General features: G+C 75.3%; 27 protein-coding genes and 1 pseudogene. 16 read left to right on the forward strand and 12 right to left on the reverse strand.

Translation table 11 applies throughout. The features are described from left to right. Positions 1-609, forward strand: a complete 609-nt coding sequence (locus tag ACFP3R_RS30895; protein WP_380641159.1) for a hypothetical protein — start codon at positions 1-3, stop codon at positions 607-609. Continuing rightward, positions 606-3,713 carry an ATP-binding protein gene (locus ACFP3R_RS30900; RefSeq protein ID WP_380641161.1) on the forward strand — a complete coding sequence of 1,036 codons (3,108 nt, stop codon included), beginning with the start codon at positions 606-608 and terminating at the stop codon, positions 3,711-3,713. Before ACFP3R_RS30895 ends, ACFP3R_RS30900 begins: the two co-directional genes overlap by 4 nt. A gap of 64 nt (positions 3,714-3,777) precedes the next feature. Here ACFP3R_RS30900 and ACFP3R_RS30905 read toward each other — a convergent pair whose 3' ends face one another. Next, positions 3,778-4,671 (reverse strand): hypothetical protein, encoded by an 894-nt coding sequence (locus ACFP3R_RS30905; protein WP_380641163.1) that lies wholly within the window; start codon positions 4,669-4,671, stop codon positions 3,778-3,780. 246 nt (positions 4,672-4,917) lie between these two features. Here ACFP3R_RS30905 and ACFP3R_RS30910 point away from each other — a divergent pair, with 246 nt between their 5' ends. Both ACFP3R_RS30910 and ACFP3R_RS30915 read left to right on the forward strand, forming a co-directional pair. After that, entirely contained in the window at positions 4,918-5,091 is a 174-nt protein-coding gene (locus ACFP3R_RS30910) for a hypothetical protein (protein ID WP_380641165.1), read from the forward strand. A gap of 111 nt (positions 5,092-5,202) precedes the next feature. Next, positions 5,203-6,408 carry a helix-turn-helix domain-containing protein gene (locus ACFP3R_RS30915; RefSeq protein WP_380641167.1) on the forward strand — a complete coding sequence of 402 codons (1,206 nt, stop codon included), beginning with the start codon at positions 5,203-5,205 and terminating at the stop codon, positions 6,406-6,408. 55 nt (positions 6,409-6,463) lie between these two features. Here ACFP3R_RS30915 and ACFP3R_RS30920 read toward each other — a convergent pair whose 3' ends face one another. After that, positions 6,464-9,412, reverse strand: a complete 2,949-nt coding sequence (locus ACFP3R_RS30920) for an AfsR/SARP family transcriptional regulator (protein WP_380641169.1) — start codon at positions 9,410-9,412, stop codon at positions 6,464-6,466. A 150-nt stretch (positions 9,413-9,562) separates the two neighbouring features. Between ACFP3R_RS30920 and ACFP3R_RS30925 the strand changes: the two genes are divergently transcribed. The 4 genes from ACFP3R_RS30925 to ACFP3R_RS30940 all read left to right on the forward strand — a co-directional run bounded on the left by ACFP3R_RS30925 (position 9,563) and on the right by ACFP3R_RS30940 (position 12,595). Next, positions 9,563-10,225: a vWA domain-containing protein gene (locus ACFP3R_RS30925; RefSeq protein ID WP_380641171.1), complete on the forward strand. Its 663-nt coding sequence runs from the start codon at positions 9,563-9,565 to the stop codon at positions 10,223-10,225. 4 nt (positions 10,226-10,229) lie between these two features. Next, positions 10,230-11,150 (forward strand): hypothetical protein, encoded by a 921-nt coding sequence (locus ACFP3R_RS30930; RefSeq protein ID WP_380641173.1) that lies wholly within the window; start codon positions 10,230-10,232, stop codon positions 11,148-11,150. Between the two features lie 78 nt (positions 11,151-11,228). Beyond that, positions 11,229-11,735 (forward strand): VOC family protein, encoded by a 507-nt coding sequence (locus ACFP3R_RS30935; RefSeq protein ID WP_380641175.1) that lies wholly within the window; start codon positions 11,229-11,231, stop codon positions 11,733-11,735. A gap of 41 nt (positions 11,736-11,776) precedes the next feature. Next, positions 11,777-12,595, forward strand: a complete 819-nt coding sequence (locus ACFP3R_RS30940; RefSeq protein ID WP_380641177.1) for a MerR family transcriptional regulator — start codon at positions 11,777-11,779, stop codon at positions 12,593-12,595. A gap of 31 nt (positions 12,596-12,626) precedes the next feature. Here ACFP3R_RS30940 and ACFP3R_RS30945 read toward each other — a convergent pair whose 3' ends face one another. The 3 genes from ACFP3R_RS30945 to ACFP3R_RS30955 form a co-directional block, all read right to left on the reverse strand. After that, a complete protein-coding gene (locus tag ACFP3R_RS30945) occupies positions 12,627-14,813 on the reverse strand; it encodes a GAP1-M domain-containing protein (RefSeq protein WP_380641179.1) in 2,187 nt (728 codons plus the stop codon). Positions 14,814-14,906: 93 nt separating this feature from the next. Then, positions 14,907-15,533 (reverse strand): response regulator, encoded by a 627-nt coding sequence (locus ACFP3R_RS30950; RefSeq protein WP_380641181.1) that lies wholly within the window; start codon positions 15,531-15,533, stop codon positions 14,907-14,909. Further along, a complete protein-coding gene (locus tag ACFP3R_RS30955; protein WP_380641183.1) occupies positions 15,530-16,660 on the reverse strand; it encodes a sensor histidine kinase in 1,131 nt (376 codons plus the stop codon). Before ACFP3R_RS30955 ends, ACFP3R_RS30950 begins: the two co-directional genes overlap by 4 nt. A 152-nt stretch (positions 16,661-16,812) precedes the next feature. On the opposite strand from ACFP3R_RS30955, the gene ACFP3R_RS30960 reads away from it, so the two are divergent. After that, complete coding sequence (locus ACFP3R_RS30960) at positions 16,813-17,376, forward strand: VanZ family protein (RefSeq protein ID WP_380641185.1); 564 nt, start codon at positions 16,813-16,815, stop codon at positions 17,374-17,376. 31 nt (positions 17,377-17,407) lie between these two features. On the opposite strand, the gene ACFP3R_RS30965 is transcribed toward ACFP3R_RS30960, so the two are convergent. Further along, positions 17,408-18,598, reverse strand: a complete 1,191-nt coding sequence (locus ACFP3R_RS30965; RefSeq protein WP_380641187.1) for a DUF1700 domain-containing protein — start codon at positions 18,596-18,598, stop codon at positions 17,408-17,410. After that, positions 18,595-18,918, reverse strand: a complete 324-nt coding sequence (locus ACFP3R_RS30970; RefSeq protein WP_380641189.1) for a PadR family transcriptional regulator — start codon at positions 18,916-18,918, stop codon at positions 18,595-18,597. The genes ACFP3R_RS30965 and ACFP3R_RS30970 overlap by 4 nt, the downstream gene beginning before the upstream one ends. Before the next feature lie 445 nt (positions 18,919-19,363). On the opposite strand from ACFP3R_RS30970, the gene ACFP3R_RS30975 reads away from it, so the two are divergent. Further along, the gene (locus ACFP3R_RS30975; protein WP_380641191.1) at positions 19,364-19,528 is read left to right on the forward strand and encodes a hypothetical protein; all 165 of its coding nucleotides are present in this window, start codon (positions 19,364-19,366) and stop codon (positions 19,526-19,528) included. A gap of 19 nt (positions 19,529-19,547) precedes the next feature. On the opposite strand, the gene ACFP3R_RS30980 is transcribed toward ACFP3R_RS30975, so the two are convergent. Beyond that, complete coding sequence (locus tag ACFP3R_RS30980; RefSeq protein WP_380641193.1) at positions 19,548-20,171, reverse strand: GTP cyclohydrolase II; 624 nt, start codon at positions 20,169-20,171, stop codon at positions 19,548-19,550. 91 nt (positions 20,172-20,262) lie between these two features. Here ACFP3R_RS30980 and ACFP3R_RS30985 point away from each other — a divergent pair, with 91 nt between their 5' ends. The 4 genes and pseudogenes from ACFP3R_RS30985 to ACFP3R_RS31000 all read left to right on the forward strand — a co-directional run. Further along, positions 20,263-20,661 carry a 6-pyruvoyl trahydropterin synthase family protein gene (locus ACFP3R_RS30985; RefSeq protein WP_380641225.1) on the forward strand — a complete coding sequence of 133 codons (399 nt, stop codon included), beginning with the start codon at positions 20,263-20,265 and terminating at the stop codon, positions 20,659-20,661. Next, entirely contained in the window at positions 20,658-21,665 is a 1,008-nt protein-coding gene (locus ACFP3R_RS30990; protein WP_380641195.1) for a glycosyltransferase family 4 protein, read from the forward strand. The genes ACFP3R_RS30985 and ACFP3R_RS30990 overlap by 4 nt, the downstream gene beginning before the upstream one ends. Beyond that, on the forward strand, positions 21,662-22,423 hold the full coding sequence (locus tag ACFP3R_RS30995; protein ID WP_380641197.1) for a class I SAM-dependent methyltransferase: 762 nt from the start codon (positions 21,662-21,664) through the stop codon (positions 22,421-22,423). Before ACFP3R_RS30990 ends, ACFP3R_RS30995 begins: the two co-directional genes overlap by 4 nt. A 140-nt stretch (positions 22,424-22,563) precedes the next feature. Continuing rightward, positions 22,564-22,959: pseudogene (locus ACFP3R_RS31000) on the forward strand (lysylphosphatidylglycerol synthase domain-containing protein); the annotation flags it as partial. On the opposite strand, the gene ACFP3R_RS31005 reads toward ACFP3R_RS31000, so the two are convergent. From ACFP3R_RS31005 to ACFP3R_RS31015, 3 genes are all read right to left on the reverse strand, one after another. Further along, entirely contained in the window at positions 22,935-23,237 is a 303-nt protein-coding gene (locus tag ACFP3R_RS31005) for a hypothetical protein (RefSeq protein ID WP_380641227.1), read from the reverse strand. The pseudogene ACFP3R_RS31000 and the gene ACFP3R_RS31005 sit on opposite strands and share 25 nt — an antisense overlap. 97 nt (positions 23,238-23,334) lie before the next feature. Next, positions 23,335-24,018 (reverse strand): creatininase family protein, encoded by a 684-nt coding sequence (locus ACFP3R_RS31010; RefSeq protein WP_380641199.1) that lies wholly within the window; start codon positions 24,016-24,018, stop codon positions 23,335-23,337. Next, a complete protein-coding gene (locus tag ACFP3R_RS31015) occupies positions 24,005-24,982 on the reverse strand; it encodes a zinc-dependent alcohol dehydrogenase (RefSeq protein WP_380641201.1) in 978 nt (325 codons plus the stop codon). Before ACFP3R_RS31015 ends, ACFP3R_RS31010 begins: the two co-directional genes overlap by 14 nt. Positions 24,983-25,017: 35 nt before the next feature. Between ACFP3R_RS31015 and ACFP3R_RS31020 the strand changes: the two genes are divergently transcribed. Continuing rightward, on the forward strand, positions 25,018-25,827 hold the full coding sequence (locus ACFP3R_RS31020; RefSeq protein ID WP_380641203.1) for a CDP-alcohol phosphatidyltransferase family protein: 810 nt from the start codon (positions 25,018-25,020) through the stop codon (positions 25,825-25,827). Further along, positions 25,812-26,198 carry a DoxX family protein gene (locus tag ACFP3R_RS31025; protein ID WP_380641205.1) on the forward strand — a complete coding sequence of 129 codons (387 nt, stop codon included), beginning with the start codon at positions 25,812-25,814 and terminating at the stop codon, positions 26,196-26,198. Before ACFP3R_RS31020 ends, ACFP3R_RS31025 begins: the two co-directional genes overlap by 16 nt. Here ACFP3R_RS31025 and ACFP3R_RS31030 read toward each other — a convergent pair. Then, the coding region (locus tag ACFP3R_RS31030; protein WP_380641207.1) for a RibD family protein at positions 26,180-26,568 on the reverse strand (389 nt) is incomplete at its 5' end. The two genes, ACFP3R_RS31025 and ACFP3R_RS31030, sit on opposite strands and share 19 nt — an antisense overlap.

The following is a 26,568-nucleotide window of genomic DNA, read 5'->3' on the forward strand; positions in this document are numbered from 1 at the left end:
ATGCCGGAGGAATTCGCGAACGACGAGAGAGCGGCGCTCATCGTGCTGATGCTGGAGAACCGGGACGTGCCCAACGTGGAGCTCGACCGCGAGCTCAAGGTGCGGCTCGGCAAGCCCGGCCGGGAGAGGTTGAACGAGATCGGCCTGCTCCGGTCGTGGCGGGAGAAGAACCGGCTCGTGCACCGGATCACCGACGAGGGGATCACCTGGTGCCTGGAGGACCTGGCCGCGGGTGGGGCGCCGACGAGGTCGGGTCCGCTGTCGCGGGCGCACTCGGCGGTGCTCAAGATGTTCATCGAGTACCACCGCCGCCGGGGCACCCTGGCCGAGGTGATCCGCTCCGGCGGCGACCTGGAGTCGGTCATCCGGGCCGCCTACCTGGCGCTGTCGGTCAAGCCCCAGGACTGGGTCCGGCTGGCCAGGCTCCGTCCCGAGCTCGACGGCGCGGACCGGGACGAGGTGGACGACGTGCTGCTGGGGATGTTCAAGGCCGGCGAGGTCCACCTGGTGCCGGAGTCCAACCGCAAGGCGCTGACCGACGCCGACCACGCCGCGGCGATCCGGATCGGCAGCGAGGACAAGCACCTCTTGGCGATCGAGGGATCATGACCGAGCACCAACGCGAGGCGCTGGCCGCGCTCCGCTTCAACTCCGCCGAGACGCCGGACGACGTCTGGCACACCCCGCCCTCCCACGTCGAAGGTCTGCACGCCGGGGCGGAGCGCCGCATCCGGGCGGGCATCGCGGACGCTCGGGCGAGCAACGGCTCCAGCCCGATCGGCCTGGTGCTCCAGGGGCAGAAGGGCGTGGGCAAGACCCACCTGCTCGGCTCGGTCCGGCGCGTGGTGCAGGGGGAGGGGGGCTACTTCTTCCTGGTCGAGCTGACCACGGGCCCGGAGTTCTGGAACGACGTGGCCGACGCGATGCGCAGCGAGCTGCGCCGGACCACCGACGACGGCGAACTCCAGCTCACCGTGCTGCTGCGGCAGCTGTGCGAGCGGGCCGGTGTGCCCGGCGTGATCGCGGGGGCGATCCGGGGCGACGCGCCGCTCACCCCCGACGACCTGCGCAACTTCCTCCACCACCTGCGCGGGCTGGACAGCCGGGTGGTGGTCGAGTGCGGTGACACGATCCGCGCGCTCGTGCTCTACGCGTCCGAGCACTTCGACGTCGGCCTGTCCTACCTCCAGGGCGTGGAGGACGTGGGTGACGAACGCCGCTACTGGGGCCTCCAGGTCCGGCCGAAACCGTCGCGCACGCTGGTGCGGGACATCTCGCACGTGCTCGCGCTGACCGGCCCGAGCGTCGTCGCGGTCGACCAGCTGGACACGCTGGTCAACAAGAGCCAGGACGCCACCGGCGAGGTGGGGACGAACGCGGAGCTGAAGCAGGAGCTCGCGCTGGTCTCCGACGGGTTGATGCAGCTGCGCGAGACGACCAGGCGGACGCTGTCCATCGTGGCGTGCCTGCCCCACACGTGGACGCAGCTGCACCGGATCGCGAGCGACACGGTCTCCGACCGGTTCACCGAGACGCCGATCCTGAACTCCATCGTCGACCCGCGCATCGGTCAGGCGCTGGTCGCCCGCTGGCTCGGGGTGGTCTACCAGCGCATCGGCTTCACCCCGCCCCAGCCGACCTGGCCGGTGTCGCCGGACGCGTTCGGCGACGCGTGGCTGCCCCAGACGCCGCGTCAACTGCTCAGGGTCATCCACGCGCACGCCGAGTCCTGCCTGTCCGGCGAGGTCCGGGAGCTGGGCTCGTTCACCGAGAAGCCGGTCGAGGCCCCCGCGTCCGCGCCCGTCCCCAGCGGTCCGGAGCCGGACTACTTCCAGGAGTTCGACGCCCGGTTCGAGCGGCTGCGCGCGGAGGCGGACATCTCGGCCGCCGAGCTGAAGCAGCACAACGAGGACGAGGTGATGCCGGTCCTGCTGCTGGCCGGCCTGAAGTCGTGGATCAACGAGGTCGGCAACGACGACATGGCGTGGCAGGCCGAACAGCTCCACGGCGGCAGCGACCTGCACGCCCGCCTGCTGCGCACCGTGAACGAGGCCCTGGACACCGACGAGCGCTGGGGGTTCCGCCTCATCGCGAGCGGCCACGGCAACCGCGTGCTGCGCCGGATGCGCAAGGTCCGCGACACGGCCCGCTTCGGCACGGACGACCGGCACCTGGTCCTGCTCCGCAACGGCAACGACGGGTGGACCGGGGCGAAGACCAGGGCCGAGGTCGCCGCGCTGGAGAGGGCCGGTGGTCGGCGGGTCGAGATCTCGGACGACGACCTGCGGACGTTCAGCGCGCTGAAGCAGATGCTGTCCACGCAGACGCACCAGCTGCTGGCCTGGCTGGTGGCGCGCAAACCCGCCAGCCGGACGACGTTCCTGCGGGAGGTCCTGCCCGGTCCGGGGAGGTCCGCGGCGGGCCACCAGGAGACCCGGCCGCCGCCGGGACCGATCGCGCCCACGCCGACGCCGACCGCGCCGCCGTCGCCGACGGAGATCGCGCTCGGCATCGACGGCGAGATCCGCATCGAGCTGGAGTCGCTGCGCAAGCACGCCATCGTCTTCGCGGGTTCCGGCAGCGGCAAGACCGTGCTGCTGCGGCGGATCGTCGAGGAGTGCGCCCTGCGGGGGGTGTCGGCGATCGTGCTGGACCCGAACAACGACCTGGCGCGCCTGGGTGACGCGTGGCCGGAGCCGCCCGCCGACTGGCGGTCCGGCGACGCCGGCCGCGCCGCCGAGTACCTGGCGAACACCGAGGTGGTGGTGTGGACGCCCGGCCGCGCCGGTGGGCGGCCGCTCAGCTTCCACCCGCTGCCCGACTTCGACGAGGTGCGCGGCGACGCCGACGAGTTCACCGCCTCGGTCGAGGCGGCGGTGGCCCGTCTCATCCCGCACGCCAGGGTCGACGGCGCCTCGAAGACCGCCGTGCGCGGCCAGGCGGTGCTGCGGGAGGCCCTGGCGCACTACGCGCGCACGGGTGGGCGGGACCTGTCGGACTTCGTCGACGTGCTGGCCGACCTGCCGGAGGGGGTGAGCACGCTCAGCACCGCCCGCGCGACCGCGACGGACCTGGCGGAGACGCTGCGGGCCGCGATGGTCAACGACCCGCTGCTGGGCGGTGCGGGCGAACCGACGGACCCGGCCGTGCTGCTGACCCCGGCGCCGGGCAAGCGCGCGCGCATCTCGGTGATCAGCTTCGTCGGGCTGCCGTCGGAGGAGCAGAAGCAGGGGTTCGTCAGCCAGCTCCAGCTGGAGGTGTTCGCCTGGGTCAAGCGCAACCCCGCGGTCGACCGGCCGCTGGGCGGCCTGGTGGTGATGGACGAGGCGCAGACGATCGCGCCGTCCAGCGGGTGGACGGCGAGCACCCAGAGCACGATCCTGCTGGCCTCGCAGGCCCGCAAGTACGGGTTGGGCCTGCTGCTCGCCACCCAGGCGCCGAAGGGCGTGCACAACCAGGTCGTCGGCAACGCGACCACGCAGTTCTTCGGCAGGTTGAACACGCCGGTGCAGGTCGCCGCGGCGACCGACATGGCCAGGGCCAAGGGCAGCTCGGTCGGCGACATCTCGCGGTTGGAGCGCGGTCAGTTCTACGTCACGGGCGAGACCTTCGGGTTCCGCCGGATGCGGACGCCGCTGTGCCTGAGCCACCACCCGCCGAGCCCGCTGCGGTTGGAGGAGGTGCTCGACCGGGCGCGACCCGACCCGGGCTGAGCCCCCGGCACGACGAGACGCGCTCCCCACCCGCCGAGGGTGGGGAGCGCGTCTTCTCGTGCGCTCAGCCGACGGTGGAGGCGAGCACCGCGTCGATCCGCTGCCAGAGCGCGTCGAACAGCTCCTCCCGGCGGTAGGCGCGCGACGCGCCACCCCCGAGCACCGAGAAGTCGTGCACCTCCAGCACGGCCGCGCCCGCGCCGGTGTCGTAGACCGGCCGCGCCCAGCCGTTGGTGAGGGCGCCGTTCCCGTCGTGCCTGCCGAGCACGAAGTTCACCGTCTCGTCGCCGCCGATGCCACCGCGCTGGATGTCGAGCGCGTACACGGTGTCGCCCGCCCGCTCGACCCGCACGGCGATCCGCGCCCCGCCGACGTGCGCGGTGCCGACGAACCCGCGCCGCGCCAGGCCCGGGAGCGCCGCGGCGAACTGCTCGCCCAGGTAGCGCAGCGTCGCGTCCTGCTCGGTGTAGCGGCTGAAGGTGGCGGGCACGGCCGGCTCCGCCTCCTGGACCGGGGCGATCCCCTTGGCCCTGGTCACGACCTCGGCCACCGACGCGCGCTGTCCCCCGTGCGCCTCCGCCGCCTCGATCCGGGCCACCAGCGCCTCGGTCAGCTGGTCCGGCCGGTGGGCCGCGCCGCGCACGTAGGCCACGTGGGGGTGCAGCAGGTCCGGCGGCACGGCCACGTCGCCCAGCAGCACGGGCAGCACGTGCTCGTCCCCGGCCTTGACCGCGCGCAGCACGTCCGTGGTGAAGTCGTCCACCGCGGACACGAACGGGACGAAGAACCGCACCCGCGCGTCCGGCAGGTCGCCGCCCTCCTTGTGCGACCACCACTCGTGGGTCTGCTCGGGCCCGTGCAGCACGGTCAACCCGCGCTGCTCGAACGCCTCGACCACCTGGTCGACCGCGGCGCGCTGCTCCTCGTCGAACGACACGGCGACGTCGTACTCGCTCACAACCGAACCTCCCTGTCCACGCCGGCGCGGCGGCCGGCCGTCCTGGTCTGCGCGCCCAGCATCGGGACCCCGTGTCGACCAGGAGTGGACGAGGAGTGGATGCGCCGCCGTCGCCCGTTGCCCACCGCGCCGGGAAACGGGCAACACCTGGTCGGACGCAGGACGCTGATGAATCATTGTTGGTGAGGGCGAAATGATCGGACAAAAGCCCGAATCGAATTCACCGGTTTCCTGTGGAGGTTTGCCATGTTCAAGTTCGCGTCCACTTTCGTGCCCAGGGCGGGGTTGGTGCTGGCCGGTTTCTGCGCCGTTGTCGCGGTGTTCGCGTCCGTCGGCGGCGCGTCCGCGGCGTCCTTCGAGGAGTGCCCGCCGCCCGTCACCATCACCCTCGGCCCCGACGGCAACCCCTGGTACGGCTGATCGCCCGGCGAATGCGCCCGGCCGTGGCGCGGGTATTCCGCGCCACGGCCGGGCGATTGCGCCGGACGGGACGTGGTGGTGTACTCGACGACGGCCGACCAGGAGGCTCAGGTGAGTGGATCGTTCGGTGAATTACTCCGCGAATGCCGCGTGGCCGCGGGCCTGTCGATAGGTCAGCTGGCCAAGCGCGTGCACTACAGCAAGGGTTATCTCAGCAAGGTCGAGAACGACCTGAAGCTGCCGCACGAGACCATGGCGCGGCTCTGCGACGGGGTGCTGGACGCGGGCGGCGGCCTCATCGAGGCGGCCCGCTCGGCACGCGACCGGGTCGCCGACGCCGGGCTCACGCTCGACCGCCGCCAGGTGCTGGTCGCGGGCACGGTGCTCGGCATGGCGCTCGCGGGCGGACCGCGGCCGGCGCTGGACGAGCGTGTGGTCGCCGGGATGCGGACCTCGTTCGAGCAGCTGCGCTCCCTCGGTGTGCAGACCAGCCCCGTGGTCGTGCTCGAACCGCTGGTCGCCCTGCTGCGCACGGTGCACGCGCTCGCGCTGGAGAACCCCGAGCCGACCAGGGGGCGGCTGCTGCTGCTCGCCGCGCGGATCGCGGAGTACACGGGGTGGATGAACCAGGAGGCGGGCGACGAGCAGCGCGCGCTGGCGTGGACCCGGCACGCCTCGGAGCTGGCGCGGGCCGGCGGCGACCGGGAGATCGTGAGCTACGCGTTCGTCCGGGAGGCCGGGCTCGCGCTCTACCGGCAGGACGCGGCGAACACCGTCGACCTGGCCCGGCAGGCGCAGCTGGTCGACCGGGCGGGCCCGCGGACCCTGGCCCTGGCCGCCCGCCGGGAAGCCCAGGGACACGCCCTGGCCGGCGACCGCGCCTCCTTCGACCGCGCGCTGGACCGCGCCGTCCGGCTGTTCGACGTGTCCACCCCGGACACCCGGCCCTACCCCGTGCTCGGCTCGACCGCGCCCGATCCCGCGGAACTGGCCAGGGGGTGGTCGCTGTGCGACCTCGGCCGGGCGGAGGAGTCGGCGGCCGTCCTGGACCGGGAGCTGGTCCGGCTGCCGGCGGCGTCGCGCCGCTCGCGGGCCCGGTTCGGCGCCCGCCGGTCGCTCGCCCACGCGCTCGCGGGCGAGATCGACCAGAGCTGCGCGACGCTGGTGGGCACGCTCGACGACGTGGCGCACGTCGACTCGGCGACCGTGCGGACCGACCTGCGGGAGCTGGCCAGGACCCTGGGGCGCTGGCACAACCACGGCGCGGTCCGGGAGGTCTACCCCGAGCTGCGGCGGGTGCTGGGGCAGCGGTACTGACCGTCGGGCCCGGCGGGTCGCGCTCCCGGCGGGCCGCCGGGCCCGACGGGGTGCGTCAGCGGCACCCGCAGGTCAGGGCCGCGTGCTCCGCCCGGACCTCGTCCGCCTCGGGCTGGCCGAGCGCGGCGAACTCGGCCTCGGCCGCGTCCCAGTGCCCGGCGGCGTCGGTGTGCTGCCCCAGTGCGTGCAGCACCTGAGCGGCGCCGCGGTGCGCGCGGGCCCCGTGGCCGCGGTTCCCGGCTCCGGTCGCCAGGTCCAGCGCCGCCCGGTAGGCGCGCAGCGCGCCCACCCGGTCGCCGCCGGCCTGCGCGGTCGCGGCGCGGTCGAGGTAGAGCCGGGTGCGCAGGTCGGTGTTGGACACGTCGGCCGCCACCACCCTGGCCCGCTCGTGGTGGTGCGCGGCCTCGGCCAGCCTGCCCTGCGAGCGGTGCACGTTGCCGGTGTAGTTCAACGCGTAGGCCGCCAGGCAGTCGTCGCCCAGCCCGGCGGCCAGGTCGTACGCCTCCAGGTGGGAGACCAGCGCCTCGTCGGCCAGGCCGAGCCGCTGCTGCACCGTGCCCAGGTTGTTCAACGCGTGCGCCAACCCGTGCACGTGGTCGACCTCGCGCAGCACCGGCACCGCGGCCCGGTGCTGGCGCAGTGCCAGGTCGAGGTGGCCGCGCTCCTCGTTGAGCACGCCCAGCATGCTCAACGCGTGCGCCTGGCCGCGCCGGTCCCCGCACCGCTCGTACTTCCCCAGCGCGGCCCCGAAGCGCTCGATCGCCTCGGCGTGCCGGCCGAGCTGCATCAGGGAGATGGCGATCGAGCACAGCGCGGACGCCTCGCCGGGCGCGTCGTCCAGCCGCTCCCACGCCGACAGCGCGCGGGTGGCCAGCCCCAGCGCGTCGTCCAGCCGCCCGAGCCGGTCGTAGGCGGTGGCCAGCCGGAGCAGCACGTGCGCCCGGCCGTGGTCCTCGTCCGGCTCGGCGGACACGACCTGCCAGGCCAGCTCCACGGTCTCGACCCAGTCCTCGAACCGGCTGGTGGTCTGGAAGTGGCGCCAGGTCAGCACCGCCAGCCGCCACACGTGGCCGGGCAGGTCGCGCCCGGCGGCGCAGCGGATCGCGGCCACCAGGTTGTCCCGCTCGGCGGCGATCCACGCCGTGGCGTCGTGCTTGTCCCCGAAGACGGGGACCACCCGGCTGGTGCGGTGCACCGCGGGCAGGTGCGCGCGGTCGAAGGGGTAGGCGGTGCCCACCGCGCCCGACAGGCCCACCAGGTAGAAGTCGAGCAGCCGCAGCAGGGCGTCCGCGCGTTCGGTCGGCGAGGTCGGGGGCGGTTCGGCCGCGGCGAACTCCTTGAGCGGGTCCAGCATCCGGTAGCGCTCGGGGGCGACCTCCTCCAGCAGGCACACCTCGTGCAGGTCGTCGAGCACCGCGCGGACCCCGGTGACGTCGCGCGCCGCCAGCGCCGCCGCGCCGACCACGTCGAGGTCCGGCCCCGGCAGGTGGCCGAACAGCCGGAACAGCTCCCGCTGCGGCTCGTCGAGCTGGAGGTAGGACACCCGCACCGCGGCGGTGCCGTCCTCGTCGGAGGTGTCGGCGCGCCACGGCCCGCTCTCCTCCAGCAGCCGCAGCAGGTGCTCCAGCGGCCACCGGTCGTGCCGGCGGAACAGCGCCGCCGCCAGCCGGATCGGCATCGGCAGGTGCCCGCACCGCTTGACCACCCCGGTCACGTCGGCCGACCGGCCGCGCAGGCGCGACGGGCCCACCAGCGTGCGGAACAGCGCGAACGCGTCCTCGGCCGGCAGCGGGGCGAGCCGGACCTGCTCGCCGGTGTCCGGCTCGCCCACCCGCCTGCTGGTCACGACGGCCAGGCACCCCGGCGCCTCCGGCAGCAGCGGCCGCACCTGCTCCGGTGAGTGCGCGTTGTCCAGCACCACCAGCGTCCTGGTGCCGTACAGCTCCGTCTGGTACAGCGTGAACTTCCGGTTCACCGAGGCCGGGACCTGCTCGGGCGGCACGCCCAGCTCCACCAGCAGCCGGGTGAGCGCGTCCGAGACGGTCACCGGGGCCAGGTTCGGCGTGTACCCGTCCAGCCGCACCAGCAGCTGCCCGTCCGGGAACCGGTCCCGCAGCCGGTGCGCCGCCTCGACCGCCAGACCCGTCTTGCCCACGCCCGGCGCGCCGCTCACCCACACCGCGCGGCGCTCGCCCGGCGTCGCGGCGACCGCCTCGACCACCTCCAGCTCCGCCTCCCGACCGGTGAACCCGCCCGGCCGCGACGGCAGCGAACCGGCCGGCTCACCGCGTTCGGCCCGCGCGACGAGCTTGCGCAGCACCGTCCCCGGCTCCACACCCTCCTCGGCGAGCGCCGCTTTGGTGCCGTGGAACACCCGGACCGCCCCGACCCGGTCACCACCGGCGATCAGGGCCCGCATGAGCAGCTCGGCGTGCCGCTGCCGGGCCGGGTCGGCGCGCACCACCGGCCGCAGCCGGTCCCGCGCCGACCGGTGGTCACCCGCGTTCAGCTCCAGCTCGGCCAGGTCCCCGACCGCGTCGAGGTACCCGTCGTCCGGGTGCATCACCTCGGTGCCGCCGACCCGGTCGACGTCGATGTCCTCCAGGAACCGCCCCCGCCACAGGTCGACCGCCACGCGCAGCAGCTCGACCGCCCGGCGCGGGTCCTCCGCGCGCACCGCCTCGGCCTCCGCGCGCAGCCGGGCGAACCGGGCGGTGTCGATCCGGTCCTCGTCGACCCGCAGCAGGTAGCCGGTCGGCGTGGTCTCGATCGCCACGTCGCCCGCGCCCCGGAAGGCGATGCGCAGCTTGTTGATGTAGCCGCGCACCAGGCCGCGGCGCTCCTGGTTGCCGCCCCACACGATCTCCGTCAGCCGGTCGGTGGACACCGGTCTGTTCGCGTGCAGCAGGAGCACGACGAGGACGAACCGCTGCTGCTGGTCGCCCAGCTGCACCCGGTCGCCCCCGTGCCACGCCTCCAGCGGGCCGAGCATCAGGAATTCCACGCCACCTCCCGGTTCGCGAGCTTGATGTCTGCGGCAGATGTCGCACAAGCGGCCGTCCGTGTGTCCGAATCCGCCTTGCGTCCACCTTCGGTAGACAAACACCGGCCACGCTCCGCCTTGTCCGCAAAAGGTGTGAGAAGGAGGAACCGCGTGGGGTCCGATGTGCTGCCGTGCTACGTGGCGTGCGACGTGTCGCCGTCGATGACGGACCACCTCGACGAGGTGAACGCCGGCCTCCGCGAGTTCCGCGGCGCCGTCCACGCCGACCCGCCGGCCGCCGCGCGGACCAGGGTCTGCGTGATCGGGTTCGCGGCGACGGCCACCGTGCTGCAACCGCTGCGCCCCGCGGCGGAGCTCACCGGGCTGCGCGCCCCGCTCGCCCGCGCGGGGACCGACTTCGGCCCCGCGTTCACCCTCCTGCGCGAGACCATCGCCCACGACGTCCGCACCCTGGAGGCGCACCGGCTCCGCGTCCACCGCCCGGTCGTGTTCTTCGCCTCCGACGGCCGGTGCACCGACCCGGCGACCTGGCCCGGGGCGTTCGCCGCGCTGGTGGACCCCGCCTGGCCGGCCCACCCGACCGTGATCGCCTTCGGCCTCGGCGCCGCCGACCGCGGCACGCTCGACCGCATCGGCACGTCCGGCGTCTTCCTCGGCCAGGACGGCATCCGCCTCGGCACCGCCCTGGCCGTGTCGGTGGCCCGACCGAGCCTGCGTTCCGGCCGGACCGGGCCATCCACGACGCGTCCACTTCCGCTCCACGGGCCGGACGCACCCTGCGTCGGAGAACACCGTGCAGATCAACGGGGGTGAGCCGATGAACGCGTACGCGGAGCTGGTCCGGGAGCTGAAGTCGCTCCGCAAGGGCCGCGGCGTGCTGGCCGGCGGGATCGGGGACCGGGTGGGTCCGGTGCTGCGCGCCGCCTGCGGGGTGGGCGACGGCGACGAGCCGGGGACCATCCGCCGGAAGGTGTCCGACCGGCTCTCCGAACTGGCCGGGCAGCTGCCGGTGGACCTGCGGCTGCCCACGCTCGCGGCGTTCGCCATCGACACCGAGGTCCGGCTGCCGCTGTACCAGGACCGGGTGAACTGGGCGGCGGTCAGGATGGACCGCGACCCGCGCACGGTGCGCCGCCGGGTCGACGAGGCCATCAACCACCTCGCCGAACTGGCCGTCACCGCGCCGCGCGACCGGTCGGGAGGGCGGACGGGCGGCTGGCGCACCGCCGAGCTGCACGCCGTGCTGGCCCTGGACCTGCCCCGGCCCGAGGTGATCGAGCGGCACCGGGTCGTCGCCGACCAGGGTGACCTGCGCGAACTGCCCCTGGCGCCCCCGCTCCCGCTGGACCGGCCGGACCTGGACGTCCGGGTGCTGTACGGCGGCACCCTGGTCGACCGGGGCGCGCCGACCCTGGCCCTGCCGGCCCCGGTCCCGGAGGACCACCCGCACGACTTCGCGATCAGCTTCCGGCCGCCGAGCGCGGACGCGGTGCGGTCCTACCTCGTGTACGTGCCGACGAAGCCGTGCGACCTGCTGGACCTGAGGGTGCGCTTCGGTCGCACCCCCGTCCCGCCGCGCGTGTGGGCGCTGTGCGGGGCGGACCGCGACGAGGGCGCCGAGCCGACCGACCGCGGCCACCCGCACCCGGTGGACCAGGCCGGCGAGGTCCACCTGAGCTTCCGCCACCTCGTCCCGGGCACGGCCCACGGGGTGCGGTGGGAGGTGGCGGGTGATTAGGCGGGGCTCCTGGCGGGCCCCGGGGCTTCTTCACGCACCGCTTGACCCTGACGCGGCGTCAGGCTCGACGATGGCGCCATGACCGACACGTTCCCCGCTTTCGACATCAGCCCCGTGCCGCGACCGGAACCCGGCGTCGAGGCCCCGGAGTTGTTCCGCGGGCTTTACGGGATGCCCATGTTCGTCACGGTGCCGACCCCCGACCTGGCGGCGTCGACGGAGTTCTGGGTCCGCGGGCTCGGGTTCTTCGACCTGTTCTCGGTGCCCGGGCAGATCGTGCACCTCCGGCGCTGGGCGTTCCAGGACGTCCTGCTCGTGCCGGGTGGGGCGGCCGCGAGGGCGCCGGCGCTGAGCGTCAGCTTCTCCTGCGTGCTGGACCAGCTCGACGGGATCGCGGCCGCGTGCGAGGAAGCGTCGCCGGGGTCGACCTCGGGACCTCGGCACAGGCCGTGGAACTCGGTGGAGCTGGAGGTCGTCACCCCGGAGAACACCCGGGTGATCATGACCGCCGCCCGGCCGTACGACCCGGGCAGCGCCGAGGCGCGGTACCTCCGGGACATGGGGATCGAGGGGCCCGGGGGATGACCTCCAGCCTGGACCGGGGCTCGGCTGCCACACTGGGTGGTGTGGGGTTCCGACCTGACGACGGGTCCGCGGTGGCCGGCGGGATGACCGTCGGCACCGCGGCCTCCCTCGTGGGCGTCACCGTCCGGACCCTCCACCACTGGGACGCGATCGGGCTCGTCCGCCCCTCCGGCCGCACGGCCGCCGGCTACCGGCTCTACACGGCCGCCGACATCGCCCGCGTCCACCGGGTGCTCGTCTACCGGGAACTGGACGTGCCCCTCGACCACATCGCGGGGCTGCTGGACGGGTCGGCGGACGAGGTGGCCGAATCGCTGTCGCGCCAGCGGGACCGGCTCCACGAGCGCATCCTGCGGCTGCGGGGGATGGCGGAGGCGCTCGACCGGGTGGTGGAGGCCCGGGACCGCGGCACCCTGCTGTCGGCGGAGGAGCAGGTCGCGATCTTCGGCGAGCACTGGCGGCCCACCTGGTACGCGGAAGCGCGTGACCGGTGGGGGGACACCGGGCAGTGGGCGCAGTACGCCGAACGCGCGGCGGGCCGGAGCGCGGAGGACTGGCGGCGGATCGCCGACGACGTCCGGGCGCTCGACGGGGACCTGGCCGCGGCCCTGCGGGACGGGGTGCGGCCCGGCGACGACGAGGCGAACGCGCTCGCCGAACGGCACCGCGCGTCCATCGGCGCCTACTTCGACTGCACGCACTCCATGCACGTCTGCCTGGGCCGCCGGTACACCACCGAGCCGGGGTTCACGGCCCACTACGACGGCGTCGAACCCGGGCTGGCCGAGTGGCTGAGCCGGATCATCGACGCCAACGCCCGCGCCCGGGGCGTCGACCCCGAGACCGCGACCTGGGGGTGAGGCCCACCCGGGGCGCTCGCCGGCCGGCGCGTCACACCCCGTCGCGCCGGCGGAACACCGAGAGCAGGCCGCGCCGCTCGTGCTCCGCCCGCCAGCCCTGCCACCACTTGCCCCAGCCGCCGTTCGGCCGCTCCGCGCCGAGGCCGTCCCCGGTCGGCTGGAGCGCGCCGCCGACCCGGTCCAGGAACCTGCCCCGGCGCTTGCGCAGGGCGGCGGGCAGGGTCTCCTCGACCAGGATGTGCCGGTACGCCTGCCGCTCCAGCTGCCGCCACGCGACGACCACCGCCGCGATCCGGTGCGGCGGGGCGTCGGCCAGTTCCACGCGCACCGCCCGCCGGTAGGCGGGCAGGAACACCGGCGCGTGCTCGTCGAGCGCGCGGGAGAGCAGGTCGCGGTGCAGCGCCGGATCGGCGCGGAGCACGAACGACGCGGCCGCGGCCACCAGCCCGTGGCCGACACCGTCGGGCAGGGAGTTCGCGGCGGCCAGCGCGGACAGGAGCACCCGCTCGCTGCCCCGGCCCGGCACCGCGCCGCGGAGGTGGACGATCCTCCTGGCCGCGTCGAGCGCGGTGTGGTCGCGCTGCTCCAGCAGGCCCGCCACGGGGGAGCGCAGCAGCTCGTCGACCAGCCTGCCGTCCGAGGGGTCCGGCTCAGCCGCCCGGTCGAGCACCCGGGCCACGATCCGCGCGGCCAGGCCGCTGTCCACCAGGACCCCGGGGCGCACCTGCCGGACCAGGCGGACGGCGTCCCCGGCCGACGGGTCCCCCGGCCACAGGACGGGGCCGAACAGCCGCCAGTCGACCTGCTGCGTGCGCGTGCCGTCGAGCATCACCCGCACCGGGTCGAGCGCGCCGTGCCGGGCCAGCACCAGGTCCGCGAGCAGCCGGATCCGGTCGGTGCCCCGGCCCGCCAGCAGGCGCGCCACCTCCGGCGGCGTCGTGGTGGCCAGCCGGGCGGTCTCGCGCGGGTTGGCGAGCCTGCGCTCCAGCACCCGGATCAGCGCGTCGACCAGCGCGCCGTGCCCGGCCAGGCGGGTCAGCGCGGGGTGCGGCGCCGAGGAGGCCAGCGCGGGGACCACCACGCGCTCGGCGACGTCGTCCAGGTCCGCCGCCGAGAGCTCCGGCGCCCACAGCCGGTCGTCGCCGCTCAGCGCCGTGATGAAGTAGGCGCCGAACAGCTCCGCGGGCACCGCCTCGCGCCGGTCGCGGGCCGCGCGCAGCACCTCCGACCACCCGGCCGCGTCCACCGGGCCGCTGTCGCGCACCTGGTCCGAGAGCCGCTGCCAGCCCGCCGCCGACAGGCGCCCGGTCAGCCGCTCCACGGCCATCCGCGCGGCGGTGAGCAGCAGGTCCCGGTCGGCCGGGGCGCGCACCGGCAGGTCGAACGCCACCTCCAGCAGGACCGCGAAGACCTCCAGGTCCGCCGCGGCGAGGGCGGGCCGCGCCTCGCCGGCCAGGCGTAGGGCGGTGGGCACCGAGTCTCGCTCCCACAGCTGGGCCAGCGCCGACGCGTACCGCGTGCCACTCGGGTCCGGCGGTGGCGTCGAGGTCAGGTCGATGGCGGTGACGTCGTCGTGAGTCGGCAGCGGCGCGCCCGGCGTCGTGCAGGTGATCAGCGCGGTCGACTCCGCCGGCCGCGCCGCGCGGGTGGTGAACGTGACCGCCGACCCGAGCGGGTGGGGTAAGGAGCGGCACGTGGCGGAGATCCACAGCGCCGCGGCCCGGTCGTCCGGCACCACCAGCACCAGTCGGCCCCGCCCGGCCGCCAGCGCCTGCTGCACCGCGCCGAGCACGCGCTCCAACCCGGCGGCGTGGCCCGCCGCGAACCGCGGGGTGGTGGCCGGACCGGCGTCGTCACCGGGGACCAGCGAGGCGATCTCCGGCAGCTCGGGGCCCGCCGCCGGGTCGCGCGCCCAGGCCGGGCCGCCCCACAGGTCGATCGGCAGGAGGCCCTCCAGCTCGCGCTCGACGTCGTCGAACAGCAGGGCGTGGAAGAAGTGCGCGCGGCCGGCGGGGTCCGCGCACCGGCTCTGGACCAGGGCGGCCACGCGCCCGGCCGACAGGAAACCGAGGCCGATCGCGTTCCCGGGCGCCGGTCCGCTCGCGCCGGCCCGGACCGCCAGCTCCACGAGCTGCCGCGGCGTGCCGGGGGTCATCGCGCCGATCCACGGGGGGCCGCCGTCCTCGCGCGCGGTGAAGTGCAGTTGGCGGACCGCCATCACTTCCCCCCTCGTCCTGGTCGCCGCTCCGGTCGTACCCGCATTGTCGTGGCCGGTGGCGGTGCGCGACAGGGCCGGCGCGACGGCCGGCGGTCACCGCTCCGGCAGGCCCGACTCCCACGCCCACGCGGCGATCTCGACCCGGTTGCGGGCGCCCAGCTTCGCCTGCACGCTCGCCAGGTGCGTCTTGACCGTGCCCACGGTGACGTGCAGGGCGTGCGCCACCTCGGCGTTCGTGCGCCCGCGCGCCACCAGCAGCACCACGTCCAGCTCCCGGGGCGACAGCGGCACGTCGCGGGGCGCGGGGCGGCTGGTCGCCAGCTCCCGGAGCATCCGCACGGTGATCGCCGGGCTCACCAGGGCCTCGCCCGAGGCGGCCGCCCGGATCGCCTCGACCAGCAGGGTCGCGCCGGAGGTCTTGAGCACGAAACCGCACGCCCCGTGGAGCAGGGCGTCGCGCACGTGCTCGTCGTCGTCGAAGGTGGTGACCACGACGACCTTCGGGCCGCTGATCCGGCGCAGCGCCGCCAGCCCGTCCAGGCGGGGCATCCGGATGTCCATCAGGACCACGTCCGGGGCCAGGTCCCGCGCCATCGCCACGGCCTCCACGCCGTCGACCGCCTCGCCCACCACCTCGATGTCGGGCTGGGCGGACAGGATCATCCGGAAGCCGGTGCGGACCATCGCCTGGTCGTCGGCGAGCAGCACGGTGATCGTCACCCCCGGGCCCCGATCGGCAGGCTCGCCCCGACCGCCCAGCCGTGCGGGCCGGGGCCGGCGGACAGGTCGCCGCCCGCGGCGGCGACGCGTTCGCGCAGGCCCCGCAGGCCGAAGCCGTCGCGGTGCTCCGGGGCGGGGCGGCCGTTGTCGGTCACGTGGATCTCCAGGTGCGTGGCGGTGCGGTGGAGCACCACGTCGACGGTGGTCGCGTCGCGCGCGTGCTTGTGCGCGTTGGTCAGCGCCTCCATGACGACGCGGTAGGCCGCGGTGGAGGTCATCGGGGCGACGTCGGTGAACGGGCCGCGCAGGTCGAGCGCGCCGGGGAGGCCCGAGGTGCGGCGGAAGCGCTCGACCAGGGTCGGCACCTCGGCCAGGCCGGGCGCCTCGTCGTCGGAGGGGGCGCGCAGCAGGCCGACCAGGCGGCGCATGGCGTCGACCGCCTCGGTGCCGGCGCGCTCGATCTCCCGGAGGGCGGGGAGCACGAGTTCGGGGCGGTGGTCGGCGACCGCGGCGGCGCCCTGCGCCCGCACCACCATGCCGGTGACGTGGTGGGCGACGAAGTCGTGCAGGTCGCGGGCGAACTCGACGCGTTGCGCGACCCGCGCCCGCTCCGCCTGCCGCGCCCGGGTGGTGGCGGTCAGCCGCGCCGCCAAGCCGCCGGTCACGGCCACCGCGACGCCGAGCGACAGCACCAGCACGCCGAGCACCGGCCGGAAGCCGCTGAGGTCGTCGAGGTCGCCGCGCACGGGTTGGACCATGATGGCCACCGCGGCGGCGGGCACCACGAACGCCATCCACCGGTGGTCCCCGCGCCACACCAGCAGGGCCAGGACGCCGAGCAGGGCGGCCGTGGCGGACAGGGGGAAGGGCAGGCCGGTCGACGGGTCGTGCCGGGTCACCCACCACGTGACCGCCGCGCCGAGCACCTGCGCGGCGGACAGCACGCCCACCCCGAGCGGGCCCGCCCACGCGGCGACCAGCGCGACCGCCGACGTCGCCACCGCCCACACCAGGCGCAGGGGGTCGTCGCCGCTGAACTCGCCCAGCCGCAGGTCGACCAGGCCGAGTCCGGCGAGCGCGCACGCGGCGACCAGCCAGCAGGCCGCTGTTCGGGTGGAGAACCGCACGGGATTCAGGGTAGGGACTGCCCCGCCGTCACCGGATCCCTCGGGAGAAGGTCTGCCGAAAGGAGGAGGCGGCCCGACAAGACCCGTCGGGAGGAGGAGGCCCCCACGGCACGCCACCCCGCACGCTGACGACCGGGCCAGAGGAGGTCGGCATGTGGGACAACGTGGGGTACGCGGGCGTCGGGATCGAGTCGTGGCACGTCCTCGTGCCGTTGCTCGCGGTGTGGTGCGCGGTGCTCGTGGCGCGGGCGGCGCGGGGGCGGCCGGGGTGGACCGGCACGCACCTGGTGACACGGGTGGTGGTCGCGCTCTACGTCGCGGGGGTCGCGCACTTCACGCTGTTCCCGATCGACGTGCAGCGGGGTCCGGGCGAGCCCGGGTTACCGTGGTACTCGCAGGTCAACCCCGTCCCGCTGCTGACCGCCGACGCGCCGTCGTTCGTGCTCAACGTGGCGGTGCTGGTGCCGTTCGGCGTGCTGCTGCCGCTGGTCGCGGCCCGCGCGGTGGGCGTCGGGCGGGTGGCGGCGATGTCGCTGGCGTTCAGCGGGGCGATCGAGGTGGCGCAGTTGCTGGTCTACGTCCTCGCGGGCAGCGGGCGCAGCGTCGACGTCAACGACCTCGTCGCGAACACCCTGGGCGGTGTGCTCGGGTACCTGCTGGTCAGGTCCCTGCCCGTGCTGCACCGCACCGCGCTGCCCGGTTCGTCGCTCGCCTGAGCCCCGGGCAGCGCGGCACGCCGCCCGGTGGTCAGGTGGTGGGCGCGACGCTCGCGGTCGACGGGACCGGTCCGGTGGTCGACGGCGGGGCCGACTGCGGGGCCGACTGCGTGGACGGGACCGGCTGCGTGGACGGGGTCGAGGGGAGGGGGGAGAGCGACGGCGGGGGAGTGGTCGTGGTGGTGGAGGTCGGGGTGTTCGGGATGACGGCCGCGAACGGCACACCGGAGATCTCCCGGCACCCGCGGTCGTCGTGCTCGACGCGGGGGCGCGGGTACTGGTTGTCCTCGCGCCGGCTGTAGCAGCCGTACCACGGCGTCTCGATCGGGCGGCCGTCCTCGTCGTAGAGGTACACGTCGGTCAGCGGCTTGCCGTCCTTGTCGAACACGTAGATGTTGGTCGGCGCGGACTGCTGCGGGTTGTTGTAGACCGACACCGGGGCGGTCGGCTGGTCCAGCCTGCCCACCAGCGAGCCGAGGATGAGCAGCAGCGAGCCGAGGGCGAAACCGGTGGCGGGCAGGCTGATCCACAGCCAGCGCCGGTCGGCCCTCGCCTTGGGGCCCGCGACCAGCGACAGCGCGCCGAGCAGCAGGGCCAGCAGGAGGGTGCTGTCGGAGTGGTGGACCAGCGCGCCCGCCGCCACCACGAGCAGCGCCCGGACCACCCACCACGCCGGTTGCAGGGCGCGCAGGGAGAGCAGGACGTGGCCCGCCTCGGACCGCTCGGCGCGGCCGAGCGCGTCGCGCAGCGCCCTGGTCTCGGGCAGGGCTTCGACCTGCGGCAGGAGTTCCTTGCGCCAGAACACCAGCCCGGCGGCGACGGCGGCGAGGAGGGCGGTGAGCGCCACCAGCGCCTCGCCGTCGCCGCCCTGGAGGGCGAAGCCGAACGCGACGGCGGTGAAGACGACCAGCGCCCAGAACGCGAACCGCGCCAGGAACGCGGTCCTGATCGTGCCCGTCCCCGTACCCGCCCCCGGCTGCCCGGCGGCGCGCGGCGGGTAGCCGGCGGCGACGCGCAGCTCGCGGGCGTAGACCTCCGGCGTGCCCAGCCGCTCGGTCAGGGCGGCCGAGGAGAACCCCTCGCCCATCTCCTCGGCGACCTCGGCCACGTGCGCCTCGGCGTCGTCCAGGATCTCGCCCACCTCGGTGGCGGGCAGGTCGGACAGCTCCGCGCGCATCCGGGCGACGTAGTCGCGCACCTCGGCGCTGGTCTGCGTGTTCATGCCGAATCCCCCAACAGGTCGTCGAGCGTGTGCGCGAACGACTTCCAGGTCTGGCCCGACTCGCGCAGGCGCACCCGGCCCGGCTCGTTGAGGCTGTAGTACTTGCGGTGCGGGCCCTCTTCGCTGGGCACGACGTAGGACGTGAGCAGGCCGGCGTTGTAGAGCCGGCGCAGGGTGCCGTAGACCGACGCGTCGCCGACGCCGTCCAGCCCGCCCTGGCGGAGCCTGCGGAGCACGTCGTACCCGTAGCCGTCCTCCTTGCGCAGCACCGCGAGGACGGCGAGGTCCAGCACCCCCTTGAGCAGTTGACTGGTGTCCATCAGCCCTCCCCGGTGGTGTGCTGTGAACACTACTACGGAAAGCGCAGTAGTGGGCAAGGGGGTGGTGATCGGCCGGACGAGCGTTCCCGATCCGTGATCCGTTGCTCCGATCGGAGTGCGTTGAACCCCGATCCCGGTCTACGCGGCGTCACCGGCGACGGGTCGGTGGGGCCGCACCGGTTCGACGTGGAGACGCCAGGCGAAGGGCATGGGCCCGATCCCGCGCACGTGGGCGGCGTGGCGGAGAACGCCTCCGCCGACCGGGGAGCGTGGGCGACTCGTTCACGCCCGGCCGGGACCCGGTCGACGTGCCGGACGACCCCCGCGCAGAAGTCCGAGGCGGTCCGTGCTCTCCTGGTGAAGTGCCTGCACCGCACGGCGGAGGGGGGAGTGATGACGTCCGCGCCGCCGAACGACAGGTGGTCCTGGGGATCATCGGCGACCTGTGGGACCACGGTGCCCGTCCCGGCGATCCGACCAGCGACGACGACGTCCGTTCGAGCCCTGGGACCTGGACCGGGAGGCCGCGCTCGCGCGGATCGGGCGGGAGATGGCCGGGCTCGACCACTCGCCCGAGTCCGGGGAGATCTGCTGGCTGACCGTGCCGTGAACCGGCCCGGACCGCCCGCTCACCCGGTCTCGAACACCGCCACCTGGGGCAGGTCGTGGCCGAGGCGGTCGCGTTTCGCGGTGAGGTAGCCGATGTTGTGCGGGTTCGGGGGCATCAGCAGCGGGACGCGGGAGGTGACCCGGACGCCGTGCGCCTCCAGCGCCTCCTGCTTGTCCGGGTTGTTGGACATCAGCCGGACCGAGTGGATGCCCAGGTGTCGCAGGATCAGCGCGGCCGGGGTGTAGTCGCGGACGTCCACCGGCAGGCCCAGGCTGGTGGCCGAGTCCAGGGTGTCGAGCCCCTGCTCGTCCTGGAGCACGTGGGTGCGGACCTTGGCCACCAGGCCGATGCCCCGGCCCTCGTGGCCGCGCAGGTAGACGAGCACGCCGCCGCCCTCGGTGACGATCCGGTCCAGGGCGGCGTCGAGCTGGTCGCCGCACTCGCAGCGCATGGCGCCGAAGATGTCGCCGGTCACGCACTCGGAGTGCACGCGCACCAGGACGTCCTCCGCCGACGGTCCTCCGTGGACCAGGGCCAGGTGCTCGTGGCCCGCGAGCCGGAACGCCACCGCGCGGAACGTGCCGCGCCGCGTCACCAGTTCCGACTCGGCCACGTCCTCGTCGTCGAACAGTCGCTCGCGCATCCGGCTCCTCCGCTCCGCGAAACCGGCCGATCGTGATTACGCTCGGTCGGCACAACTGGCACCGTAACCCGCTCGCGCAGTGGAGGTCACCCTGTTCAGCATCACCGTACGTGATCACTTCATGGTCGCCCACAGCTTCCGCGGCGAGGTGTTCGGCCCGGCACAACGCCTGCACGGGGCAACGTTCGTGGTGGACGCGAGGTTCAAGAGGACCGACCTGGACCCGGACGGCATCGTCGTCGACATCGGACTGGCGACCCGGCGGCTGCGCGCCGTGCTCGACGGGCTCAACTACCGCAACCTGGACGACGAGCCCGCGTTCGCCGGGGTCAACACCTCCACCGAGTTCCTGGCCGGGCACATCGCGGACCGGCTGGTCGACGACGTGCGCGCGGGGGAGCTGGGCGTGCACGCGGGCGGGTTGACCGGGATCGAGGTGACCCTGCGCGAGTCGCACGTGGCCTGGGCGTCCTGCGAACGGTCCCTGTGACGGTTCCGAGCGGGACGGTTCCGAGCGGGACGGTCCCGCCCGGGACGGTCCACTTCGTCCTGCCGGAGCCGACCGCCCCCAGCGGCGGCCACGAGTTCGACCGCCGGGTCGCGGGCCTGCTCGGGTTGCGGGAGGTCCGCGTCGGCGGTCGGTGGCCGCTGGACGGGGACCTCCGGGGGCTCGCGCGGGCGCTGGCCGACGTGCCGGACGGGCACGTGGCGCTGCTGGACGGCCTGGTGGCGTGCGCCGCGCCCGAGGTGCTCCGGCCCCACGCCGGGCGGGTGCGGGTGGTGGTGCTGGTGCACCTGCCGCTGGCCGACGAGGTGGGGCTGCCCGCGCGGGTCGCGGCGGAGCTGGACGCGCGGGAGCGCGAGTGCCTGCGCTCGGCGGACGCGGTCGTGGCCACCAGCCCGGCGGCGGCCGCGCGGATCGCCGCGCGCCACGGCCTGCACGGGGTCCACGTCGTCGTGCCGGGCGTCGACCCCGCGCCGCCCGCCGTCGGCACCGACGGTTCGTCGCGGCTGCTGTGCGTGGCCTCGCTGACCCCGCGCAAGGGCCACGACGTGCTGCTCGCCGCCCTGCGCGGGGTCGACGCGCCGTGGACCTGCGCGTTCGTCGGTCCCGGCGAGCCGCCGGCCGGGCTCGACGACCGGGTGGAGGTCACCGGCCCGCTCACCGGGGCCGCCCTCGCCGACCGGTACGCGCGGGCGGACCTGTTCGTGCTCGCCTCCCGCGCCGAGACCTACGGCATGGTCGTCACCGAGGCGCTGGCGCGCGGCCTGCCGGTGATCGCCAGCGCGGTGCCGGACGCGCTCGGCGGCGGCGGGCTGCTGCTGCCGCCCGGCGACGTGGGCGCGTTCACGCGCGCGTTGCGGCGCTGGTTCGCGGACGACCGGTGGCGCGCCGACCTGCGCGCCCTGGCGCGGGCGCGGCGGGCCGAACTGTCCACATGGGACTCGACGGCGCGGGACCTGGCCGCTGTGCTGGCTAACCTGCGCCCATGAGCGCCTTCTCCCCGGACTGGTTGGCCCTGCGCGAGCCGGCCGACGCGGACGCCCGCGCGGTCGACCTGGTCGACCGGCTCAAGATCCATCTGAACCGGCCGCCCCTCGTGGTGCGTGATCTCGGGTGTGGAACGGGATCACTGGGGCGGTGGCTCGGCGGGCGGCTGCCCGGACCGCAGCACTGGGTGCTGCACGACCGGGACCCCCGGCTGCTCGACCTGGCGCGGGCGACCGTGACCGGGCCGGGCGTGACCGCCGGGACGCGGGAGGGCGACCTCACCGCGCTGACCGCCGCCGACCTGGCCGGCACCTCGCTGGTGACCGCCTCGGCGCTGCTCGACCTGCTGACGGAGGAGCAGGTGCGGGGACTGGCGGCGGCGTGCGCCGGGCGGCCGGTGCTGTTCACGCTGTCGGTGGTCGGGCGGGTGGCGTTCGCGGCGGCCGAGCCGCTGGACGCGGTGTTCCGGGACGCGTTCAACGCGCACCAGCGGCGGGACGGGCTGCTCGGGCCGGACGCGGTGGGTGTGGCGCGGGAGGCGTTCGCGGGGCTGGGGATGGCGGTCGCCACGAGCCCGAGCCCGTGGCGGTTGGGGCCGGAGCGCCGGGAGCTGGCGCTGGAGTGGTTGCGCGGCTGGGTGGGCGCGGCGGTGGAGCAGGAGCCGGAGCTGGCCCGGGAGGCGCCCGACTACCTGCGGCGGAAGGCCGACGACCCGCGCGTGGTGGTGCACCACGAGGACCTGTTGGCGGTGCCGGGGTGAGGCGCGGGTGGTCGCGGGGACTGGCCGCGGTGAGGCGCGGCCGGCCGGGGTCGCGGGAACTCGCGGGTGCGAGGCGCGGCCGGCCGGGACCACAGGACCCTGCCGCGGTGAGGCGCGGCCGGCCGCGGGTGCTCGCCGCGATGAGGCGCGCCTGGCCCTGGCTCCGGCTGCTGTCGGCGGTCGGCGTGCTCGCCGCGCTGGGGCTGCGGCTCGGCGCCGACGCGTTCCTGGACGGGCTGCGCGCCGTGGACGCCTGGTCCGTCGCCGCCGCGCTGGGCATCGGCGGGGTGACCACGGTGTGCTGCGCCTGGCGGTGGTGCGTGGTGGCCCGCCGCCTCGGGTTGTCGCTGCGGTTGCGGGCCGCGGTGTCCGACTACTACCGCGGCCTGCTGCTCAACGCCGTGCTGCCGGCCGGTGTCCTGGGCGACGTGCACCGGGCGGTCGGGCACGGGCGCCGGGCCGGTGACGTCAAGCGCGGCCTGCGGGCGGTGCTGGTGGAGCGGCTCGCGGGTCAGGCGGTGCTGGCCCTGGCCGGGGTCGCGGTCCTGCTGCCGCACGGCGTGCCGGTGGCGGGGGTGCTCGCCGCGGTGGCGGTGTGCTGGTCGCGGGACGTGCGCCGGGTGGCGCTGTCGTCGGCGGTGGCGCTCGCGGGGCACGTCGCCCTGTTCGCGGTCGCGGCCGGGGCGGCGGGCGTGCGGGCCCCGCTCGGGCAGCTCGCGGCACTGGCGGTGCTCGCGCTGCTGGTGATGTCCGTGCCGCTCAACGTCGGCGGGTTCGGGCCGCGCGAGGCGTTCCTCGCGGTGGCGTTCGACACCGCCGGGCTGGGCGCGGCGCAGGGCGTGACGACCGGTGTGGTGTACGGGGTGCTGGCGCTGGTCGCGAGCCTGCCGGGGGTGGTGCCGCTGCTCGGCTCAGAGCACCGCCGGGTACGGGCCGAACGCCTCGACCAGCGCGGCGAGCACGGCCTCGCCCTTGCGCGCCGAGGCCAGCGAGGGCCGGCCCACCACGCCGGAGTCCGTGTACGGCGCGAGGCCCAGCGTCAGCAGGTGCCGCCGGTCCTCGGCGAGGTGGTCGGCCGACTCCCAGCCGGGGCGGACCAGCCCGGGGTGGGTGTGCAGCAGGATCGAGGTCTCCAGCTCGCCCGCGTGCATGTCGCTGGCGGAGGACGTCGCGATCCCGGCGCGCGTCCGCGCCTCCGCCCAGTCCTTGGAGCTCGGGAACAGGGCCATCCCGTCGGCCTCCTGGACCACGTTGGACAGCACGTAGTTGCCGCCGTGCGCGTTGACCAGCACCAGGTTCGGCACCCCTGACCGGCGCAGCGAGTCGGCCACGTCCGTGACGACCGCGTGCAGCGTGCGCGCCGAGACGCTGACCGTGCCGGGCCACGCGGCGTGCTCGTGCGAGCAGGAGATGGCGATCGGCGGGAGCAGCCGCACGGGGTGCGCGGCGGCCACCGCGCGGGCGATCTCCCACGCCACGATCGTGTCGGTGGCCAGCGGCAGGTGCGGGCCGTGCTGCTCGTGGCTGCCGATCGGCAGCACGGCGGTGGTGGCCGCGGCGTCCCGGGCGTCGGTGGTCGTGTCAGGCGGGAACATCACCGGCACCGTAGTCCACCCGGTGGCAGAGGGCGGGCAGCTCGCCGCTCGCCAGCCGCGGCAGCACCCCGGGCAGCTCGTCGAACCGGCTCGCGCCGGTGACCAGGGCGTCGAACACGGGGTCCGCCAGCAGGTCCAGCGCCAGGGCCAGCCGCTCGGCGTGCGTGCGGTCCGGGCGGGCCACGGCGCCGACCTGGCTGCCGACGACGCGCAGCCGCCGCGAGTGGAACGCCTCGCCCAGCGGCACGGCCGGCCGCCGGTCGCCGTACCAGCTCAGCTCGACCACGCGGCCGCCCGGCGCGAGCAGCTCCAGCGACCGGGTCAGGCCCTCCCCGGTGGCGCTGGCGTGCACGACCAGGTCGCACGAGCCCAGCGCGTCCCCGGGGGAGGCGAAGTCCACGCCCAGCGCCGCGGCCAGGGAGGCGCGCGCCGGGTCGGCGTCCACCAGTTGCAGCCGCACGCCGGGGAACCGGGCCAGCAGCGCCGCCGCGCTCCCGCCGACCATTCCGCCGCCGACCACCGCGATCCGGTCGCCGACCAGCGGCACGGCGTCCCACAGGGCGTTCACCGCCGTCTCCACCGTGCCCGCCAACACCGCGCGGGCCGCGGGCACCGCGTCGGGCACGGGCGTCACCGCGTCGGCGGGCACCACGTAGTGCGTCTGGTGCGGGTACAGGCAGAACACCGTGCGCCCGGGGGAAGGGCCCCGCTCGACCACGCCGACGTTGAGGTAGCCGTACTTCACCGGCCACGGGAACGCGCCCTCCTGGAACGGCGCCCGCATCACCGCGTGCTGGCTCTCCGGCACGCCACCGCGCAGCACCAGGGCCTCGGTGCCCCGGCTGATCCCCGAGTGCAGGGTCCGCACCAGCACCTCGCCGGGGCCCGGCTCGGGCAGTTCGGCCTCCCTGATCTCGCATTTTCCGGCGGAGGTGAACCACAGGGCCCTCGCCGTGCGTGTCATCTGTTGTACCTCCGGAAACGGTGACGAGGGGCGTGATGACGACACTCCAGCACAGCGCGGCGCCGACCGCGCGCGAGCCGGGCCGGTGGGAACCGGTCCGGTGGGAACCGGTCCGGCGGGAGCTGGCCCAGTGGGAGCTGGCCCAGCGGGAACCGGTCCGGTGGCCGGTCCGGTCGGAACCGGTCCTGTGGGTGGGCGCGCAGGTCCTGCTGCTCCAGCTGCTGGAGGTCGCGGTCGGCCTCGGGCCGCCGGGGTGGTTCGCCGGCGTGGCCCACGCGGTGGCGACCTCGGCGCTGCTGGGCGGCGCGGTGCGGCGGACCGGGCACCGGCTGGGTCCGGCCGACCGGGTCACCCTGGCGCGGGGACTGCTCGTCGGCGGGGTGACCGCGCTGGTGGCGGCCCGGTCGGGGGAGACGGCGCCGCTGGTCGCGCTGGCCTCGGTGGCGCTGGCGCTGGACTTCGTGGACGGCCGGGTCGCCCGGCGCACCGGCACCGCCTCCCCGCTGGGCGCGCGGTTCGACATGGAGGTCGACGCCTTCCTGATCCTGGTGCTGAGCGTGCACGCGGCGTGGCAGCTCGGGCCGTGGGTGCTGGTGATCGGGGTGATGCGGTACGCGTTCGTGGCGGCGTCGTGGCCCTGGGGTTGGCTGCGCGGTGACCTGCCGCCCAGCCGGGCGCGCAAGGTGGTCGCCGCCGTGCAGGGGGTGGTGCTGGTGGTCGCGGTGTCGGGGCTCGTGCCGTTCGCGGGGGCGCTGGTCGGGGGCGCGCTGGCCGCGCTGGTCTGGTCGTTCGGGCGGGACACCGCCCGGCTGTTCGGGAGGAGAGGACTGTGTCCGTCCAGGTGAGCACGTCGCGGCGGGCCGCGGTGTGGGTGCTCCAGGTCGCGCTGGGCGCGTACTTCGCCTACAGCGGGCTGCTGCTGTTCGGCGACGGGTTCGCGGGCAAGTTCGACCGGATCGGCCTCGGGCAGGGCCTGCGGTACGCCACCGGGGTGCTGGAGATCGCCGGCGGGGTGGGGTTGCTGGTGCCGGCGCTGGCCGCGTTCGCCGCGCTCGGGCTGGCGGCGGTGATGGCCGGCGCCGTGGTGACCGAGCTGGTCCTCCTGCTGGACCCGGCCGCCGCGGTGCTGCCGGCGCTGCTGCTGGCGCTGGTGTCGGCGGTGGCGCTGTTCCGCTGGGACGCCGTGCGGTCGGCGGCTCAGCGTTTCGGGAAGTAGCGGAGCACGGCGACGTCGCCGAGCCTGGACACGTCTTCGAGGTGGAATCGGTGGGCTGGTCCGCCGGGGAACGCGGTGGGGTCGACGAAGCGCGGCGCGTCGGCCTGGCCGATCAGCAGGGGCGCGACGGCGACCCGGAGCTCGTCGGCGAGGCCGGCGGCGAGGAACGCGGTGTGCACGCGGGTGCCGCCCTCGACCATGAGGCGCCGCACGCCGCGGGCCCCGAGGTCGTCGAGGAGCGCGCCCAGGTCGACGCCCGCGCCGGAACCCAGCGGGGCGGAGTCCAACGGGCCGGAGTCCAACGGGCCGGAGTCCAACGGGCCGGAGTCCAACGGGCCGGAGTCCAACGGGCCGGAGTCCAACGGGCCGG

The sequence above is a fragment of the Saccharothrix lopnurensis genome, assembly GCF_042658445.1.
Classification (GTDB): Bacteria; Actinomycetota; Actinomycetes; order Mycobacteriales; family Pseudonocardiaceae; genus Actinosynnema; species Actinosynnema lopnurensis.

Bases quoted from the DNA above. Each gene is read 5' to 3' on its own strand.
- ACFP3R_RS30895 (WP_380641159.1), top strand. From the start codon at position 1: ATGCCGGAGGAATTCGCGAACGACGAGAGAGCGGCGCTCATCGTGCTG.
- ACFP3R_RS30900 (WP_380641161.1), top strand. From the start codon at position 606: ATGACCGAGCACCAACGCGAGGCGCTGGCCGCGCTCCGCTTCAACTCC.
- ACFP3R_RS30910 (WP_380641165.1), top strand. From the start codon at position 4,918: ATGTTCAAGTTCGCGTCCACTTTCGTGCCCAGGGCGGGGTTGGTGCTG.
- ACFP3R_RS30930 (WP_380641173.1), top strand. From the start codon at position 10,230: ATGAACGCGTACGCGGAGCTGGTCCGGGAGCTGAAGTCGCTCCGCAAG.
- ACFP3R_RS30935 (WP_380641175.1), top strand. From the start codon at position 11,229: ATGACCGACACGTTCCCCGCTTTCGACATCAGCCCCGTGCCGCGACCG.
- ACFP3R_RS30945 (WP_380641179.1), bottom strand. From the start codon at position 14,813: ATGGCGGTCCGCCAACTGCACTTCACCGCGCGCGAGGACGGCGGCCCC.
- ACFP3R_RS30960 (WP_380641185.1), top strand. From the start codon at position 16,813: ATGTGGGACAACGTGGGGTACGCGGGCGTCGGGATCGAGTCGTGGCAC.
- ACFP3R_RS30965 (WP_380641187.1), bottom strand. From the start codon at position 18,598: ATGAACACGCAGACCAGCGCCGAGGTGCGCGACTACGTCGCCCGGATG.
- ACFP3R_RS30970 (WP_380641189.1), bottom strand. From the start codon at position 18,918: ATGGACACCAGTCAACTGCTCAAGGGGGTGCTGGACCTCGCCGTCCTC.
- ACFP3R_RS30980 (WP_380641193.1), bottom strand. From the start codon at position 20,171: ATGCGCGAGCGACTGTTCGACGACGAGGACGTGGCCGAGTCGGAACTG.
- ACFP3R_RS30995 (WP_380641197.1), top strand. From the start codon at position 21,662: ATGAGCGCCTTCTCCCCGGACTGGTTGGCCCTGCGCGAGCCGGCCGAC.
- ACFP3R_RS31010 (WP_380641199.1), bottom strand. From the start codon at position 24,018: ATGTTCCCGCCTGACACGACCACCGACGCCCGGGACGCCGCGGCCACC.
- ACFP3R_RS31015 (WP_380641201.1), bottom strand. From the start codon at position 24,982: ATGACACGCACGGCGAGGGCCCTGTGGTTCACCTCCGCCGGAAAATGC.
- ACFP3R_RS31020 (WP_380641203.1), top strand. From the start codon at position 25,018: ATGACGACACTCCAGCACAGCGCGGCGCCGACCGCGCGCGAGCCGGGC.